Source organism: Bacillus sp. FJAT-47783 (assembly GCF_022808615.1).
Taxonomy (GTDB): Bacteria; Bacillota; Bacilli; order Bacillales; family Aeribacillaceae; genus Bacillus_BZ.
The window spans coordinates 1-14,163 of record NZ_JAKZKS010000010.1 but is presented as its reverse complement, the minus strand read 5'-3'; the positions used below and the strand labels follow the sequence as shown (position 1 = coordinate 14,163).

14 protein-coding genes and 1 rRNA gene are annotated in these 14,163 nt (G+C 38.0%); 12 read left to right on the top strand and 3 right to left on the bottom strand.

Going from position 1 to position 14,163, the window contains the following annotated elements:
- Positions 1–45 precede the first annotated feature (45 nt).
- The 3 genes from MLD65_RS09010 (at position 46) to nikC (ending at position 3,681) form a co-directional block, all read left to right on the top strand.
- Complete coding sequence (locus MLD65_RS09010) at positions 46–1,659, top strand: ABC transporter substrate-binding protein (protein WP_243291551.1); 1,614 nt, start codon at positions 46–48, stop codon at positions 1,657–1,659.
- Between the two features lie 100 nt (positions 1,660–1,759).
- Positions 1,760–2,767 carry an ABC transporter permease gene (locus tag MLD65_RS09005; protein ID WP_243291550.1) on the top strand — a complete coding sequence of 336 codons (1,008 nt, stop codon included), beginning with the start codon at positions 1,760–1,762 and terminating at the stop codon, positions 2,765–2,767.
- 14 nt (positions 2,768–2,781) lie between these two features.
- The gene (gene nikC, locus MLD65_RS09000) at positions 2,782–3,681 is read left to right on the top strand and encodes a nickel transporter permease (RefSeq protein WP_243291549.1); all 900 of its coding nucleotides are present in this window, start codon (positions 2,782–2,784) and stop codon (positions 3,679–3,681) included.
- Between the two features lie 419 nt (positions 3,682–4,100).
- Here the strand turns inward: nikC and MLD65_RS08995 are convergent, their stop codons facing one another.
- The gene (locus MLD65_RS08995; protein WP_243291548.1) at positions 4,101–5,177 is read right to left on the bottom strand and encodes an FUSC family protein; all 1,077 of its coding nucleotides are present in this window, start codon (positions 5,175–5,177) and stop codon (positions 4,101–4,103) included.
- Positions 5,178–5,412: 235 nt separating this feature from the next.
- The gene (locus MLD65_RS08990) at positions 5,413–6,708 is read right to left on the bottom strand and encodes a glutamate-1-semialdehyde 2,1-aminomutase (protein WP_243291547.1); all 1,296 of its coding nucleotides are present in this window, start codon (positions 6,706–6,708) and stop codon (positions 5,413–5,415) included.
- Positions 6,709–6,839: 131 nt separating this feature from the next.
- Between MLD65_RS08990 and MLD65_RS08985 the strand changes: the two genes are divergently transcribed.
- From MLD65_RS08985 to perR, 7 genes are all read left to right on the top strand, one after another.
- Complete coding sequence (locus MLD65_RS08985) at positions 6,840–7,850, top strand: ABC transporter ATP-binding protein (RefSeq protein WP_243291644.1); 1,011 nt, start codon at positions 6,840–6,842, stop codon at positions 7,848–7,850.
- Positions 7,851–7,864: 14 nt separating this feature from the next.
- A complete protein-coding gene (locus MLD65_RS08980) occupies positions 7,865–8,206 on the top strand; it encodes an iron chaperone (protein WP_243291546.1) in 342 nt (113 codons plus the stop codon).
- Positions 8,207–8,220: 14 nt separating this feature from the next.
- Positions 8,221–9,012 (top strand): ABC transporter permease, encoded by a 792-nt coding sequence (locus MLD65_RS08975; RefSeq protein ID WP_243291545.1) that lies wholly within the window; start codon positions 8,221–8,223, stop codon positions 9,010–9,012.
- A 4-nt stretch (positions 9,013–9,016) separates the two neighbouring features.
- The gene (locus MLD65_RS08970) at positions 9,017–9,802 is read left to right on the top strand and encodes an ABC transporter permease (RefSeq protein ID WP_243291544.1); all 786 of its coding nucleotides are present in this window, start codon (positions 9,017–9,019) and stop codon (positions 9,800–9,802) included.
- A 343-nt stretch (positions 9,803–10,145) separates the two neighbouring features.
- The gene (locus tag MLD65_RS08965) at positions 10,146–10,550 is read left to right on the top strand and encodes an ion channel (protein WP_243291543.1); all 405 of its coding nucleotides are present in this window, start codon (positions 10,146–10,148) and stop codon (positions 10,548–10,550) included.
- A gap of 64 nt (positions 10,551–10,614) precedes the next feature.
- A complete protein-coding gene (gene bcp / locus MLD65_RS08960) occupies positions 10,615–11,079 on the top strand; it encodes a thioredoxin-dependent thiol peroxidase (protein ID WP_243291542.1) in 465 nt (154 codons plus the stop codon).
- A 670-nt stretch (positions 11,080–11,749) separates the two neighbouring features.
- The gene (perR, locus tag MLD65_RS08955) at positions 11,750–12,190 is read left to right on the top strand and encodes a peroxide-responsive transcriptional repressor PerR (RefSeq protein WP_243291541.1); all 441 of its coding nucleotides are present in this window, start codon (positions 11,750–11,752) and stop codon (positions 12,188–12,190) included.
- A gap of 28 nt (positions 12,191–12,218) precedes the next feature.
- Here perR and MLD65_RS08950 read toward each other — a convergent pair whose 3' ends face one another.
- The gene (locus MLD65_RS08950; protein WP_243291540.1) at positions 12,219–12,575 is read right to left on the bottom strand and encodes a YgzB family protein; all 357 of its coding nucleotides are present in this window, start codon (positions 12,573–12,575) and stop codon (positions 12,219–12,221) included.
- A gap of 224 nt (positions 12,576–12,799) precedes the next feature.
- Here MLD65_RS08950 and MLD65_RS08945 point away from each other — a divergent pair, with 224 nt between their 5' ends.
- Both MLD65_RS08945 and MLD65_RS08940 read left to right on the top strand, forming a co-directional pair.
- A complete protein-coding gene (locus MLD65_RS08945) occupies positions 12,800–13,681 on the top strand; it encodes a nucleotidyltransferase-like protein (RefSeq protein ID WP_243291539.1) in 882 nt (293 codons plus the stop codon).
- 291 nt (positions 13,682–13,972) lie between these two features.
- A 16S ribosomal RNA gene (locus MLD65_RS08940) occupies positions 13,973–14,163 on the top strand; the annotation flags it as partial.

Here is a 14,163-nt window from a genome sequence, read left to right as displayed (position 1 = left end):
TGCAACATTGATGATACATATAAAAAATTTAGGGGGATGTAAAGAATGAAGAAAAGATTTTTACAAATGCTTGTTTTTCTTCTTGTTCTTAGTGCCTTATTAGTCGGGTGCAGCAACTCAGAAGAAACAAGTAGCAGCAACACTAGTTCAGAAAGTGGAGAAGAAAAGACGCAAGATACACTCGTTTTCGGACGTGGTGGCGACTCTACTTCGCTTGATCCAATCACAACGACTGAAGGGGAATCGTTTAAAGTTACAAAAAACATTTTTGAAACATTAATCGAGTATGGTGATCAAGATACGACATTACAGCCAGGCCTTGCGAAGGATTGGAAAGTATCTGATGACGGGCTAACGTATACGTTAATCTTACAAGAAGGCGTTAAGTTCCATGATGGAACAGATTTTAATGCGGAAGCCGTTGTTTTTAACTTCAACCGATGGATGTCAGGCGATGAGAAGGAGTTCCCGTATTACGGGTCTATGTTTGGTGGTTATAAAGGCGATGAAGGACATGTGATTGAAGAAGTCAAAGCTGTTGACGAATTAACGGTGGAATTTACGTTAAAACGTCCACAATCACCATTTTTGAAAAACTTAGCTATGTCTCCTTTTGCGATTGCGAGTCCACAAGCAATTGAGCAATATGGAGATAAATTTAGAGAAAATCCTGTTGGAACAGGACCATTTAAGTTTGTTGAGTGGAAGCCAAATGATCGTATCGTCTTAGAGAAAAACGAAGAGTACCGGATTGCAGACTATCCGAAGTTAAACAGAGTCATCTTCCGTGTCATTCCGGAAAACTCAGCACGTCTCAATGCGTTAATGAATGGCGAAATCGATTTAATGGATGGACTTAATCCGTCTGAAGAGGAAAAAGTGGCTGGAAATGAAAATTTACAAATTTTCCAAAGACCATCTATGAACGTTGGTTATTTAGGGTTTACTACTAACCGAAAGCCGTTTGACAACAAATTAGTCCGTCAAGCATTAAACCATGCAGTCGATAAAGAAGCGATTATTAATGCTTTTTATGGTGGACAAGCTGATGCAGCGAAAAACCCGATGCCGCCATCTATTGAAGGGTACAATGATGCAATTGAAGCCTATCCGTATGATTTAGACAAGGCGAAAGAGTTGCTTGCTGAAGCTGGTTATCCAGACGGATTTGATATGGAATTATGGGCAATGCCTGTTGCTCGTCCGTATATGCCAGAAGCAATGAAAGTAGCCGAAGTAATCCAAGAAAGCTTCCGTACTATCGGTGTAAATGCTGAAATTAAAACAGTTGACTGGGCAACGTATTTAGAGCAAGCAAGAGATGGAGAGTTTGACGCTTTCTTATTAGGTTGGACAGGAGATAATGGAGATGCTGATAACTTCTTATACGCTCTATTAGACAAAGATAGCATCGGAAGCAATAACTATTCCCATTACAGCAGTGACGAATTACACGAAGTGCTAATTGCAGCGCAAACAGAAACTGTTCAAGAAAAACGTAATGAGCTTTACAATAAAGCCCAAGAAATTATTCATGAAGACGCGCCATGGGTACCGCTTGTTCACTCAACTCCATTACTAGCTGGTTCTAGCAAAATTACAAACTTCTTACCGCATCCAACAGGATCAGACTCTTTAACGAAAGTGGAGTTGAAATAAGAAATAACGTTTCATTTTAAGGGGGAGAGGGGAACTCCCCTTTTCCTTCACTATTTTTTCTTTCATACATAAAGATCGCAGTTAAGGTGAGGTGATTGCATTGTTCGTCTATACAGTTCGACGTATGCTGTCTTTAATCCCAGTGTTATTTGGGATGACCATTGTCGTTTTTGCCATTATTCGAGCGATTCCAGGTGATCCTGCTCAAGTCATTTTAGGGCAGCAAGCAACGAAAGAAGCGGTTGCAGCGTTAACGAAGGAGCTTGGGTTAGATAATCCTTGGTATATCCAATATTTTGATTATATTAAACAATTACTAAGCGGGGATTTAGGAACATCTTTGCGCACGAGAGCCCCCATTAGTGACGAGATATGGCCATATTTAGCCGCAACGGTTGAATTGACAGTTGTTGCGATGATTATTGCGGTCGTGATTGGTGTAAATGCAGGGATTATAAGTGCGTGGTATTCAAATTCCTGGTTTGACTATGTTGCAATGGTATTTGCCCTTATTGGGGTTTCGATGCCGATTTTTTGGCTTGGTTTAATGGAACAGTGGATTTTTTCAATTAATTTAGGATGGCTTCCTTCTACTGGAAGAGAAGAAGTTCGGGACCCTGTTACAGCGATTACGAATCTGTATTTAATTGATACGTTGTTGCAAGGTAGACCGGACCAGTTTGTACAAGTGTTAAAACATTTAGTCTTGCCAAGCGTCGCATTAGCGACAATTCCGATGGCCATTATTGCTCGTATGACTCGTTCGACAATGCTTGAGGTCATGAAGTCCGATTATGTCCGTACAGCACGAGCAAAAGGGTTGCGTATGTTTTGGGTCGTTTATAAGCATTCATTAAAAAATGCTATTATTCCTGTCTTAACGGTTATAGGTTTGCAAACGGGACTTTTGTTAGGTGGAGCGATTTTGACGGAAACGATTTTCGGTTGGCCTGGAATTGGGCGATACTTATATGATGCGATTACGTATCGAGATTACCCAGTTATCCAATCAGGTATATTAATGATCGCGACAATCTTCGTTTTTATTAATTTAATCGTAGATTTATTATATGCTGTCATTGATCCACGAATTAAATATGATCAGTAGGAGGGGTGAATACTATGGCAGAACTCGCTAAAAACGAAGAATATACAAATATTCATTTAGAGGATGAAAAAGTCAAATCACCTCTTCAAGAAGCGTGGGAAACGTTTCGGAGAAATAAAATTGCCCTTATTGGACTTTCTATCGTTATCCTTTTTATTTTGCTTGCAATATTGGCACCTGTTATTGCTCCGTACGGCTTTAAGGAGCAGCAATTATCAGATAGACTTCTGCCTCCTTCTAGTGAGCACTGGTTTGGAACAGATGATTTTGGAAGGGATATTTTCTCACGTGTTATTTATGGTGCAAGAATCTCACTATGGGTTGGCTTCTTTGCTGTTTTAGGATCTGCGATTATCGGGTCGGCATTAGGTATTATCGCAGCTTATTACGGTAGATGGGTTGATACGATTATTTCAAGAATATTTGATATTATGTTAGCTTTTCCGAGTATTTTATTGGCCATTGCTGTTATTGCTATTTTAGGTCCTTCTTTACAAAATGCCCTTATTGCGATTGCAATCATTAACATTCCGAACTTCGGGCGTTTAGTTCGTTCTCGCGTACTGAGTGTTAAACAAGAAGAATACATTATGGCAGCCCGGGCCATTGGGATGAAAGATTTCCGGATTTTATTTCATCATATTTTACCAAACAGTTTAACACCTATTATTGTTCAAGGTTCCCTTGCCATTGCAACAGCCATATTGGAAGCGGCGGCTTTAGGATTTCTCGGCTTAGGTGCTCAAGCACCAACGCCTGAATGGGGGAAAATGCTAGCCGATTCAAAACAATATTTAATCCAAGCACCGTGGACGTTAGTTTTCCCAGGACTCGCTATCATGCTTACCGTATTAGGCTTTAACTTAATGGGTGACGGGCTTAGAGATGCACTTGATCCGAAGATGAAAGAATAAAAATCGAAGGAATGCTCCTTCGGTTTTTATTTGTTTAAGAGTGGAGCGTAGGTGAGGAAATATGGACTCGAGACAAGGTGGAGATGCAAAAGTGGAAATTCTTGTGCAATAAAACGTATGTAGATGCAAAAACGGAGTTACAGATGCAATAACACCATTTTAGGTGCAAAAATTTCTGAAAGTGGTGCAATTATCTAGCGAAGTGGTGCAATTATCCTGCCGATTCGTGCAATTACTCCTTTCAAGCTACTTCAGAGCTCATATTTTTCGGGAAAATTTCTCTATTAAGGGTATTTTTGTAGCGGAAAATGTAATTTTAACGACAAAAAGTTGTTTCTATCATCACCCTATTAGGTATCTTTCTCGAAAGTGAAACGAATTTAAACGTAAAGTTAAAAACCCCCACAAAGGGGGCGAGATTATGCTTCATCACCAGCAATACACAAATCGTTTTCATTTTGATGATAATGCTGATAGCTATTTATCAGTGTATTTAAATGCTCGAGATGGTCGTGATAGTCGACAATGGATGCGACTAATGGCAATAAGTGATGAAAGCAGCTTGGATCTTCACAAGCTTTTTCATAGTCTAAAAAAGTTTGCACGAGCTTTTCTTTATGAAATGTATTAATGATGGAACTTTCAATCGTTTTATCCGCTTTTATTTTTTTCGCGAATTTGAGTAATGCTTGCTCGTGTTGGTTTAATAGGACATCAAGCTCTGAAATTAAGATTTCTTGGAAATCAAGTGGCATTTGATGCAGCTCGTTTTCTAACCGGTGAAGCTTTCTTAATGTATAAAAAGCTCGACTTGTTGTTGTAATAAGCTGACGATACAAAACAAGTTTTCGTGATTTTGGATAAATTTTTGTTTTCCTATACGTACGCTCCTCTTTATATAAAAGAAAAAGTTGGTCCAGTTTAATAAGCTGATCTTTAATTCGATCGATATCTCCTTTTAACGTGCCGTATTCAGAAGCTTGTCGTAAATTCATCCGAATCCATTTGATAATTTCTTCGGTGATGTTTGATATCTTTTGATAAAGTCTTGCTTCATATTTTGGTGGTATAAACACTAAATTGACTAAAAACGCAGATAAAACGCCAAGCAAAATTGTAAAGAAACGTATGGAAGCTATGGAAATAAAGTTATCTCCGGTCGTTTCTAAAATCGCAATAGCTGTCACAAGCGCAATCGAAATCGTGTTCTCGAGCTTTAATTTCAAACAAATAGAAATAATTATGATAGCAGCTAATCCGATAATCAGTGGGTTTGTACCAAAGAAAAAACCAAATAACACAGCGACAATCGCGCCGATTAAGTTGGCTTGAATTTGCTCAATCACCGTTTGATATGACTTATAAATAGACGGCTGAACGGCAAATATCGCTGCAATTCCTGCAAAAGCAGGAGATGGCAATTGTAAGATTGTTGCTATTAATAAAGCCATTGTAATAGCAATCCCAGTTTTTAAAATACGGGCTCCGAGTTTCATATAAGTAAGGTTTATCTTCCTTTCGTAGCAAAGTTTCTGAGTTATGCTTCTCTAACCATTTAGTTTATACGAGATAAATATTGTTATGTTAAACAATTAAGTAATATACATCGTTTATATGGAATATTCAAGTTAAGTTTTTATTAAAAGGGGAAAATATTTTTGTTGAGTTTATGTGGATCAGCCATATATAAGACGCAAAAACGGTTCACCATTTTTGCGCCTGTCTTCTACTTCAACCTTGTTTCATTTGTTTAAACGCGTTTTCAACCGCAACAAGTGTTTCCTTGATATCTTCTTCAGTATGAGCAATTGTTAAAAACCATGCTTCATATTTTGATGGAGCTAAGTTGATTCCTTGCTCGAGCATAAGTTTGAAAAATTTCGCAAACATTTCTCCATCTGTACTTTCTGCTTGCTCGTAGTTATAAACCTTTTCCTTTGTGAAGTAAACGGTTAACGCACCTTTTAAGCGGTTGATGGTAATAGGTATATCGTACGTTTTGGCGTGAGATAAAATACCTTCTTCAAGCGTAGCGCCTAGCTTATCTAAGTATTCATAAACGCCTTCTTCTTTAAGGACTTCTAAACAGGCTATCCCAGCTAAAATAGAAGCAGGATTTCCAGCCATCGTTCCAGCTTGGTAAGCTGGTCCTAAAGGTGCCACTTCTTCCATAATATCTTTTCTGCCGCCGTATGCTCCAATTGGAAGGCCGCCGCCAATAATTTTACCCATTGCCGTAAGGTCAGGCTTTACACCAAGTAAATCTTGAGCACCACCATACATAAAACGGAACGCTGTAATGACTTCATCATAAATGACAAGCGCACCAGCATGATGTGTAAGACGATTCACTTCTTCTAAAAAGTCTGGTTTCGGTTCAACAATTCCGAAGTTCCCAACAATTGGTTCAACTAAAACGGCTGCTACTTGATCTCCCCATTTTTCTAGCGCTTCTTTAAATGGGTCAATCTCATTAAATGGAACAGTAATCACTTCTTGAGCAATACTTTTTGGGACGCCTGCAGAATCAGGTGTGCCAAGTGTTGACGGGCCAGAACCAGCCGCGACTAAAACTAGATCAGAATGACCGTGGTAACAGCCAGCGAATTTAATGATTTTGTCACGGCCTGTGTAAGCACGGGCAACACGAATCGTTGTCATTACTGCTTCCGTACCAGAGTTTACGAAACGAACCTTTTCTAATGCCGGCATTGCTTCTTTGAGCATTTTGGCAAATTTCACTTCATGAGGTGTCGGTGTTCCGTATAAGACCCCTGTTTCGGCCGCATGCTTAATCGCTTCGGTAATATGTGGATGCGCATGACCTGTAATAATCGGACCGTATGCAGCTAAATAGTCGATATATTTATTTCCATCAACATCGAAAAAGTATGCACCTTTTGCCCTTTCCATCACAACTGGAGCACCACCGCCAACCGCTTTATACGAGCGGGAAGGGCTATTAACACCACCAACGATATGTTCAAGTGCTTCTTTATGTAGATGTTCAGACTTCGTAAAATTCATTTTTTCACCTTCTTTTAAAATTACATCCATTGTTATTCTAGCACGTTTATGAAGAAGGGTGCACATTCATTGTTTATTATGACTGTTTCCGTTAAACTATTCGTTGTATTGTAAATAGCGGAGGGAAAATGATGAACGTTATTGAAGTAGAAAATTTACGGAAAGAATTTAAAAGCTATTCGAGTAGGTCTGGATTAAAGGGTGCGTTTCGTGATTTGTTTACAAGAAACTATAAAACGATTCGCGCTGTTAATGATATATCGTTTTCAGTAAAGCAAGGAGAAATGGTCGGCTATATTGGAGAGAATGGTGCGGGAAAATCCACTTCGATTAAAATGCTAACAGGTATTTTAACACCGACTTCAGGAAACGTCCTTGTAAACGGAATGAACCCGCATAAAGATCGCGAGAAGTTTGTCCGGACAATTGGTGTTGTATTTGGACAGCGATCTCAGCTTTGGTGGGACATTGCCGTGCAAGAATCGTTTCGTTTATTAAAAAAAGTATATCAAGTATCAGACCAAGATTATAACGAGCATATGGATCACGTCATTCAAACGTTAGATATCGAACCATTATTAGATAAACCCGTTCGAAAGCTTTCGCTAGGACAACGAATGCGCTGTGAGTTAGCGGCGGCCCTTATTCACAATCCTCCACTTTTATTTTTAGATGAACCGACAATCGGATTAGATGTTCTCGTCAAATTAAAAATTCGTCAATTTTTAAAAGAAATCAACGAAAAATATAAAACAACGATTCTACTTACGACACATGACTTATCCGATATTGAGGCACTATGTGAACGGGTTGTTATGCTTGATGAAGGCAGGATCATATACGATGGTTTGCTTAGTCATTTACGAAAAAATTGGGGAGAAGGAAAGCAAATTGAGTTTCAGTTCGGTCAAGAGGTGCCTCTAGAACGGTTAACGGAAATAACGAATGATTTAACGGTTCAGTGGATAAAAGGAGAGCGAAGCAACGTTTGGAGCGCTCAAGTAGCAAATCAAGAAGCTGATATGTCATCACTCATTAGCCGTGTCGTCTCAAAGGAAACCATTATCGATTTAAGTATTCAAGAAATTTCAACAGAAGAAATTATCCGTAATATTTATGAAAAAGGGGAAGCGACGAAATAAGGAGGTGTAACGATATGCATATTCCTGCAAATAATGTAGATGAGTATTTAGCTCAACTTCCAAAAGAGCGGATGGATGCATTGCAGAAATTAAGAAACATGATTCACGAGCACGTGCCAAATGTTGAGGAAACGATAAAGTATAAAATGCCTACATTTGAGTTAAATGGGAAGCCAATCTTTTCGATTGCCTCTCAAAAACAGTATGTAAGCTTTTACGTTATGGACATTTCGTTACTTGATCCATTTCGTCATGAATTAAAAACGTTTAACTTAGGAAAAAGCTGTATTCGTTTTAAAAAAGAATCAGAAATTCCTTTTCATATTATTGAAAATATCATTTTAAACTATCAATAAATTTGGTGATTCGTATGGGAAAATATATCGAGATGATTCGGATACGCTTTTTAATGATGTTAGCGTATCGAACGAATTATTACACTGGAATCTTAATTTATAGTATTAACATTGGCGCTTACTATTTCTTATGGTCCGCCATATATGGGGGCAAAGGTGATATTCAAGGGTTATCCGTTGCCCAGATGATTACCTATGTAGCGGTTTCTTGGATGGCACGCGCCTTTTACTTTAATAACATTGACCGAGAAATTGCCATGGAAATTAAAGAAGGAAAAGTAGCGGTTGAACTTATTCGTCCTTATCATTATTTAGGAATGAAAACGATGCAGGCTCTCGGTGAAGGAATATTTAGGCTTCTTTTCTTCTCGTTGCCTGGAATGGTTATTGTGAGCTTCATTTTTCCGCTATCCTTTTCAGCTGAAGGTTCAACTTGGGCTTTATTTGCCGTTTCGATTATTTTTAGCTTTGTTATTAATACGCAGTTAAATTTAATTACCGGCATGCTTACGTTCTTCTTATTTAATGTTGATGGGCTCATGCGGGCAAAGCGCGTTGTCATTGATTTATTTTCAGGGTTACTACTTCCTATTAGCTTTTATCCTTTATGGGCCCAACAGGTGATGACGTGGTTTCCGTTTCAAGCGATTAGCTATATTCCGAGCATGATATTTACAGAAGGATTCCAAGGGCAAGAAGTGATGAGTGCTTTAATGTTACAAGCGGTTTGGGCCGTTATTTTAATTATCCCGATTCAAGTGATGTGGATGATTGCGAAAAAACAGATGGTAATTCAAGGGGGGTGAACGCATGTTTTATGCCTCGATGTTTTTTCAATATATGGGCCAGTATATGAAAACGAGAATGCAATATCGAGCGGATATGTTTGTTGAGCTATTATCCGATATGATGTTTCAAGCGGCGAATTTGATTTTTATTTTAGTCGTTTTTGGCCATACGAATATGTTAAGCGGTTGGACACGTGATGAAATTATATTTATTTACGGTTTCTTCTTAGTTCCATTTGCCATCTTTGCCTCCTTCTTTAATATTTGGGATTTTAACGAACGGTATATTGTAAAAGGAGAGATGGATCGGATTTTAACAAGGCCAATTCATAGTTTGTTCCAAGTTGTGTTGGAGCGAATGGAGCTAGAGTCGTTATTCGGTGCAGTAACTGGCTTTATCGTAATGGGTTATGCCGCGTTTCAACTGCAATTATCTTTTCATTGGTATGATGTATTTATTTTTGCCTTATTTGTTATTGGTGGCGCCCTCGTGTATGCGGGTATTTTCGTATCCCTTGCTAGTATTGGCTTTTGGTCTGATGCGAGGACGTCCATTATGCCGATGATGTATAACATCGGAAATTACGGTCGATATCCTGTAAACATTTATAACCGTGTCATTCGGTATGTTTTAACATGGATTTTACCATTTGCTTTTGTCGGTGTGTATCCATCTGCCTATTTCTTAAAGAAAACGGATTGGTACGGCTATGCGTTTCTAACACCTGTCATGGGGTTTGCCTTTTTTCTCTTATCCATTTTTTTATGGAATGCAGGTGTAAAACGTTACCGCGGTGCAGGGAATTAATTGAAAGAGAACACCTTATCTACGAAGTCTTTGGACTTTATAGTGAGGTGTTTTTTTGTTTTAGTAACCGTTGAAACTATAAAAATGAGAATGTTTGATAGGTAAGTAATGTTACATCTAACTTAGGAGCCTGTCGAAAGGGTGCTATAGTTAATCCAAAAAACTTGTTGCTCCTTTTGTCGCTGATAATCGTCTCTTTAAGTTGTGGAAGCTTCGTGAATGTAGGTTATGTGCTTCTTCTAGTAATAGGTTGAGCTTTTTTTGTTTTCAATAATAAAGTATAAAACAATCTCCACCTGTGTATATTGTACAAACTGCTTGTTTTGTACGTTAGGAGTGTATTATGGAGGTTATCATCGGAGTCGGTGTGATCATTTGTCTTGTCATGAGCTTCATCATCCTCATAAAAGCAGTTAAAACGGGTACCTTTTTATCTTTTGAAACGGTTTATGTCATCGGTTTAGTTTATTTATCGTTTTTAATCGGTTTTGCGATGATGTATTTGCTGCTACTTGAGTACGATGTTATCGTCTTATTGGACGCTGGAGAAGGTTTGACGGGAACTTATTTTGAAAAATTAGAATCGTGTCTCTACTTTAGTGCGGTCACTTTGTTCTCCGTTGGTTATGGTGATATTACACCTGTTGGAATAGGTCGCTGGATCGCCTTAATCGAAGCATTTTTAGGATATATTCTACCTACGACTGTTGTCGCAAGAGCGGTTATTAGTATTGAAAAAAACGAATGAGTTGTATCCTCTCATAATATTGGTTACGCTTATAGTAGAAGCTTAATCAATGGAGGGAATCAAAATGTTGGAAGTTGGTCAATTAGCACCAGATTTTGAATTACTTGCTGACAATGGCGAGAAAGTAAAATTATCAGATTTTCGCGGCAAATATGTTGTGATTTATTTTTATCCGAAGGACATGACACCAGGCTGTACAACAGAAGCGTGTGATTTCCGTGATCATTATGAAAGCTTTTCGGACTTAGATGCTGTCATTTTAGGGGTAAGTCCAGATCCACAAGAAAGACATAAAAAATTTAAAGAGAAACATGACTTACCATTTTTATTATTAGTGGATGAGGATCATAAAGTGGCTGAAGATTACGGTGTATGGAAATTGAAGAAAAACTTCGGAAAAGAATACATGGGGATTGAACGTTCTACGTTCATTATTAACAAAGAAGGGGAGCTTGTAAAAGAATGGCGAAAAGTACGCGTGAAAGGCCATGTTGAAGAAGCGTTACGTTACATTCGTGAGGAACTATAAAAATATTTTCGAATAGGGGATAAATGTCTAAACACGAATGCACGTGAACACGTATAATGCAGTGTAACAAGTGCATTTCTCCTCAAACAATCCAAACTTTTTTGCGAGCTTACGGCTCGCTTTTTTCATACACCAAAATTTATCCCACTCTTAACGGGTAGTAAGACCCCCACCTCAAGATTCTGTAGTAAAGCAAAGAAGAAAGGTGAGGGACAAGGTCCGAAAAAATGAACACAGACTAAGAGCGCCACGTCCTGTGGCAACGTCTGTGTAACCCACATCCTGTGGGTCACAAGGGCCTTTAGGTCATCCCGTAGGGACTAACATTCAGTGGGGATGAAAAACCCCCACTGAATGAAGTTTCACTTTATAAAGTATTCAGTGGTTAATGGAGTCTTCGATGTCCAGCGCCTATCCCTTCGAGTCAAAAACGTGACGCTGTAAAGGCAAAAGTGCTTTTTCGTCGTAAGAACATTTTGTTTGAGGTTGAACAAGGTGCTTTTTTTATATTATTAAAGGGTGTGCATTGACAAAACTTGTAGTCGCAATGTACACTATTTATAAATATTATAAGATAAGAATATTTTAAAAAGTGGACTACTTTCCAGTTATTTAAAAATATTACTATTTGAACTGGACATAATGATGGATAGAAAAGAGGTGCATGACGATGTCAGAAAGCATGTTAAAGGAAGCGCTTGATACGTTGAAACAGACTGGGGTACGGATTACTCCGCAACGTCATGCGATTTTAGAGTATTTAATCGAAACAATGACTCATCCTACGGCTGATGATATTTATAAAGCGCTTGAGGGTAAGTTCCCCAATATGAGTGTTGCTACTGTCTATAATAACTTACGTGTTTTTCGAGAAGTTGGACTCGTGAAAGAACTAACCTACGGTGATTCATCAAGTCGTTTTGATTTTGTTACATCTGACCATTATCACATCATTTGCGAACAGTGCGGGAAAATTGTCGACTTTCATTATCCAGGTTTAGATGAAGTTGAAAATTTAGCCGAACATGTGACAGGTTTTAAAGTAAGTCACCATCGAATGGAAGTTTACGGAATATGTAACGATTGTCAAAAGAAAGAACAACCACATTAAAATAAGCTGATAGTGAATCTCTATCAGCTTATTTTTTTGCTTTTTTTCGATTGTAGCTCTCATCAAATTCCTTACCTTCAAGGTCTTTATCTAGTGTCAATGTTTCTCGACAATGCATACACATATCTACCCGACCGAGCATCTTGGTCGGTTTGTTGCATGTCGGACAGACGACTTGCACCGCTTTCGTTGATAGCATACCAATCCAAAAATAAATAACCGTACTCGCGACAATTGATAATAGACCTAACAACATAAAGATTGTCATAGCTAATACGGATTCCCGGAAGAAGATACCGAGATACATAATAATGAATCCAATAAAAATAAGACTTAAAGCAAAAGTGCGAATTTTATTTATTTTGCTTGAATATTTACGTGACATTTTGCCAACCTCCTGTAAAATAATATAGCATACTTTTTTGCTAATAATATAGGAGAGAAAATCAGAATTTGATTAAAGGGATTTCTTTGTAAAGTGTAGAAAGTGTAAACTAACATACGACAAGGAGAAATTCGTTTTACTCCAAACGATGGAAGTAAAAGCATTTATATATAAGGCACAATTTTATAATGGATGATAAATTTTTTACGGATGGGGGAATGATTGTGAAGGATATGCTTCGCCCGATATACCAAGAAAGAGCGAGTCACCCTGATACACTTGCAGTATTAATGATTGAAAAACGAAATCAAACATCACCACAAACAGATAATTTTGATGTAGCTCTCCTTATTATTACAAAAACTAACGAAAAGCCAGTTTTTATTAAACATTATGAATTTATGGACCAAAAAGCGGCTCTTCATGTTGTAACGGAAAAACAATTAAACGAATGGATTCTACTTGGTACGAATCGGAGAATTATCGATTGGATTTTAAACGGGAAGGTTTTGTTTGATCGAAATGAATACTTAGTTCACTTTATTGAAAGGTTAAACACGTTTCCGTTTGATGAGAGAAAATTGAAAATATCGATCGAATTTTCCAAATTAATAAGACGCTATATGGAAGGAAAAGCGTTTTTTGAAAAAAAGCATTATTTAGATGCTTATAACCATACCATTCATGCTCTACATCACTTAGCTCGATTAGAAGTTATTGATCGTGGCTTTCATCCAGAAATTACGGTTTGGAATCAAGTGAAGCATATCGAACCACAGGTTTACAAGTTGTATAAAGAGCTTGTCGAAAGTGATGAAGAACTACATAAGCGGTTAGAATTGCTCTTTTTAGCTTTCGACTTTCTGATTCATTCGAAAACGGAGCTTGGTGCCGCGCATTTAATTATAGTATTATCTCAAAAGGAAGTCTGGTTCTTTGCCGATTTAGTCGAGCATCCAGAAGTACAATTTTATGCTGTTGATTTAAGTGTATTATTAGAATTTCTTATTGACCGTGATTTTGTTGAAGTGAAACGAATTGAAACGAAAGGCCATGGAATTTACCATCGAGGATATGTTTTGAAAAAAAGTATTGACTTAGATTAAGGAATAATGATATATTAATTACCGTCGCTGATGACAAACAGTTTGTGAATGTGTCAGAAGCGATGGTTCGTTTTTGAAGTAATGATAAAAAAGTTGTTGACAAGTGATTTGCGATTTGATAAGATGAGGAAGTCGCTGTCAGGAAAGTGACGACAACGTTTTGGAAAGTTATTGACGGACTGAGATGATTTTAGTAGAGTAAGAAATTGTCTGGTTAAAAAATGATCTTTGAAAACTAAACAAAACCAAGCGTTTCTGTTAATTCTATTTATTTTATGAGCAAGTCAAACTTTTTTGGAGAGTTTGATCCTGGCTCAGGACGAACGCTGGCGGCGTGCCTAATACATGCAAGTCGAGCGAACGGATAGGGAGCTTGCTCCCTTGACGTTAGCGGCGAACGGGTGAGTAACACGTGGGCAACCTGCCTGTAAGACTGGGATAACTCCGGGAAACCGGGGCTAATACCGGATAACTTTTCCCCT

Coding starts and splice junctions, on each gene's coding strand:
- MLD65_RS09010 (WP_243291551.1), top strand. CDS start 46: ATGAAGAAAAGATTTTTACAAATGCTTGTTTTTCTTCTTGTTCTTAGT.
- nikC (WP_243291549.1), top strand. CDS start 2,782: ATGGCAGAACTCGCTAAAAACGAAGAATATACAAATATTCATTTAGAG.
- MLD65_RS08995 (WP_243291548.1), bottom strand. CDS start 5,177: ATGAAACTCGGAGCCCGTATTTTAAAAACTGGGATTGCTATTACAATG.
- MLD65_RS08990 (WP_243291547.1), bottom strand. CDS start 6,708: ATGAATTTTACGAAGTCTGAACATCTACATAAAGAAGCACTTGAACAT.
- MLD65_RS08985 (WP_243291644.1), top strand. CDS start 6,840: ATGAACGTTATTGAAGTAGAAAATTTACGGAAAGAATTTAAAAGCTAT.
- MLD65_RS08980 (WP_243291546.1), top strand. CDS start 7,865: ATGCATATTCCTGCAAATAATGTAGATGAGTATTTAGCTCAACTTCCA.
- MLD65_RS08975 (WP_243291545.1), top strand. CDS start 8,221: ATGGGAAAATATATCGAGATGATTCGGATACGCTTTTTAATGATGTTA.
- MLD65_RS08970 (WP_243291544.1), top strand. CDS start 9,017: ATGTTTTATGCCTCGATGTTTTTTCAATATATGGGCCAGTATATGAAA.
- MLD65_RS08965 (WP_243291543.1), top strand. CDS start 10,146: ATGGAGGTTATCATCGGAGTCGGTGTGATCATTTGTCTTGTCATGAGC.
- bcp (WP_243291542.1), top strand. CDS start 10,615: ATGTTGGAAGTTGGTCAATTAGCACCAGATTTTGAATTACTTGCTGAC.
- perR (WP_243291541.1), top strand. CDS start 11,750: ATGTCAGAAAGCATGTTAAAGGAAGCGCTTGATACGTTGAAACAGACT.
- MLD65_RS08950 (WP_243291540.1), bottom strand. CDS start 12,575: ATGTCACGTAAATATTCAAGCAAAATAAATAAAATTCGCACTTTTGCT.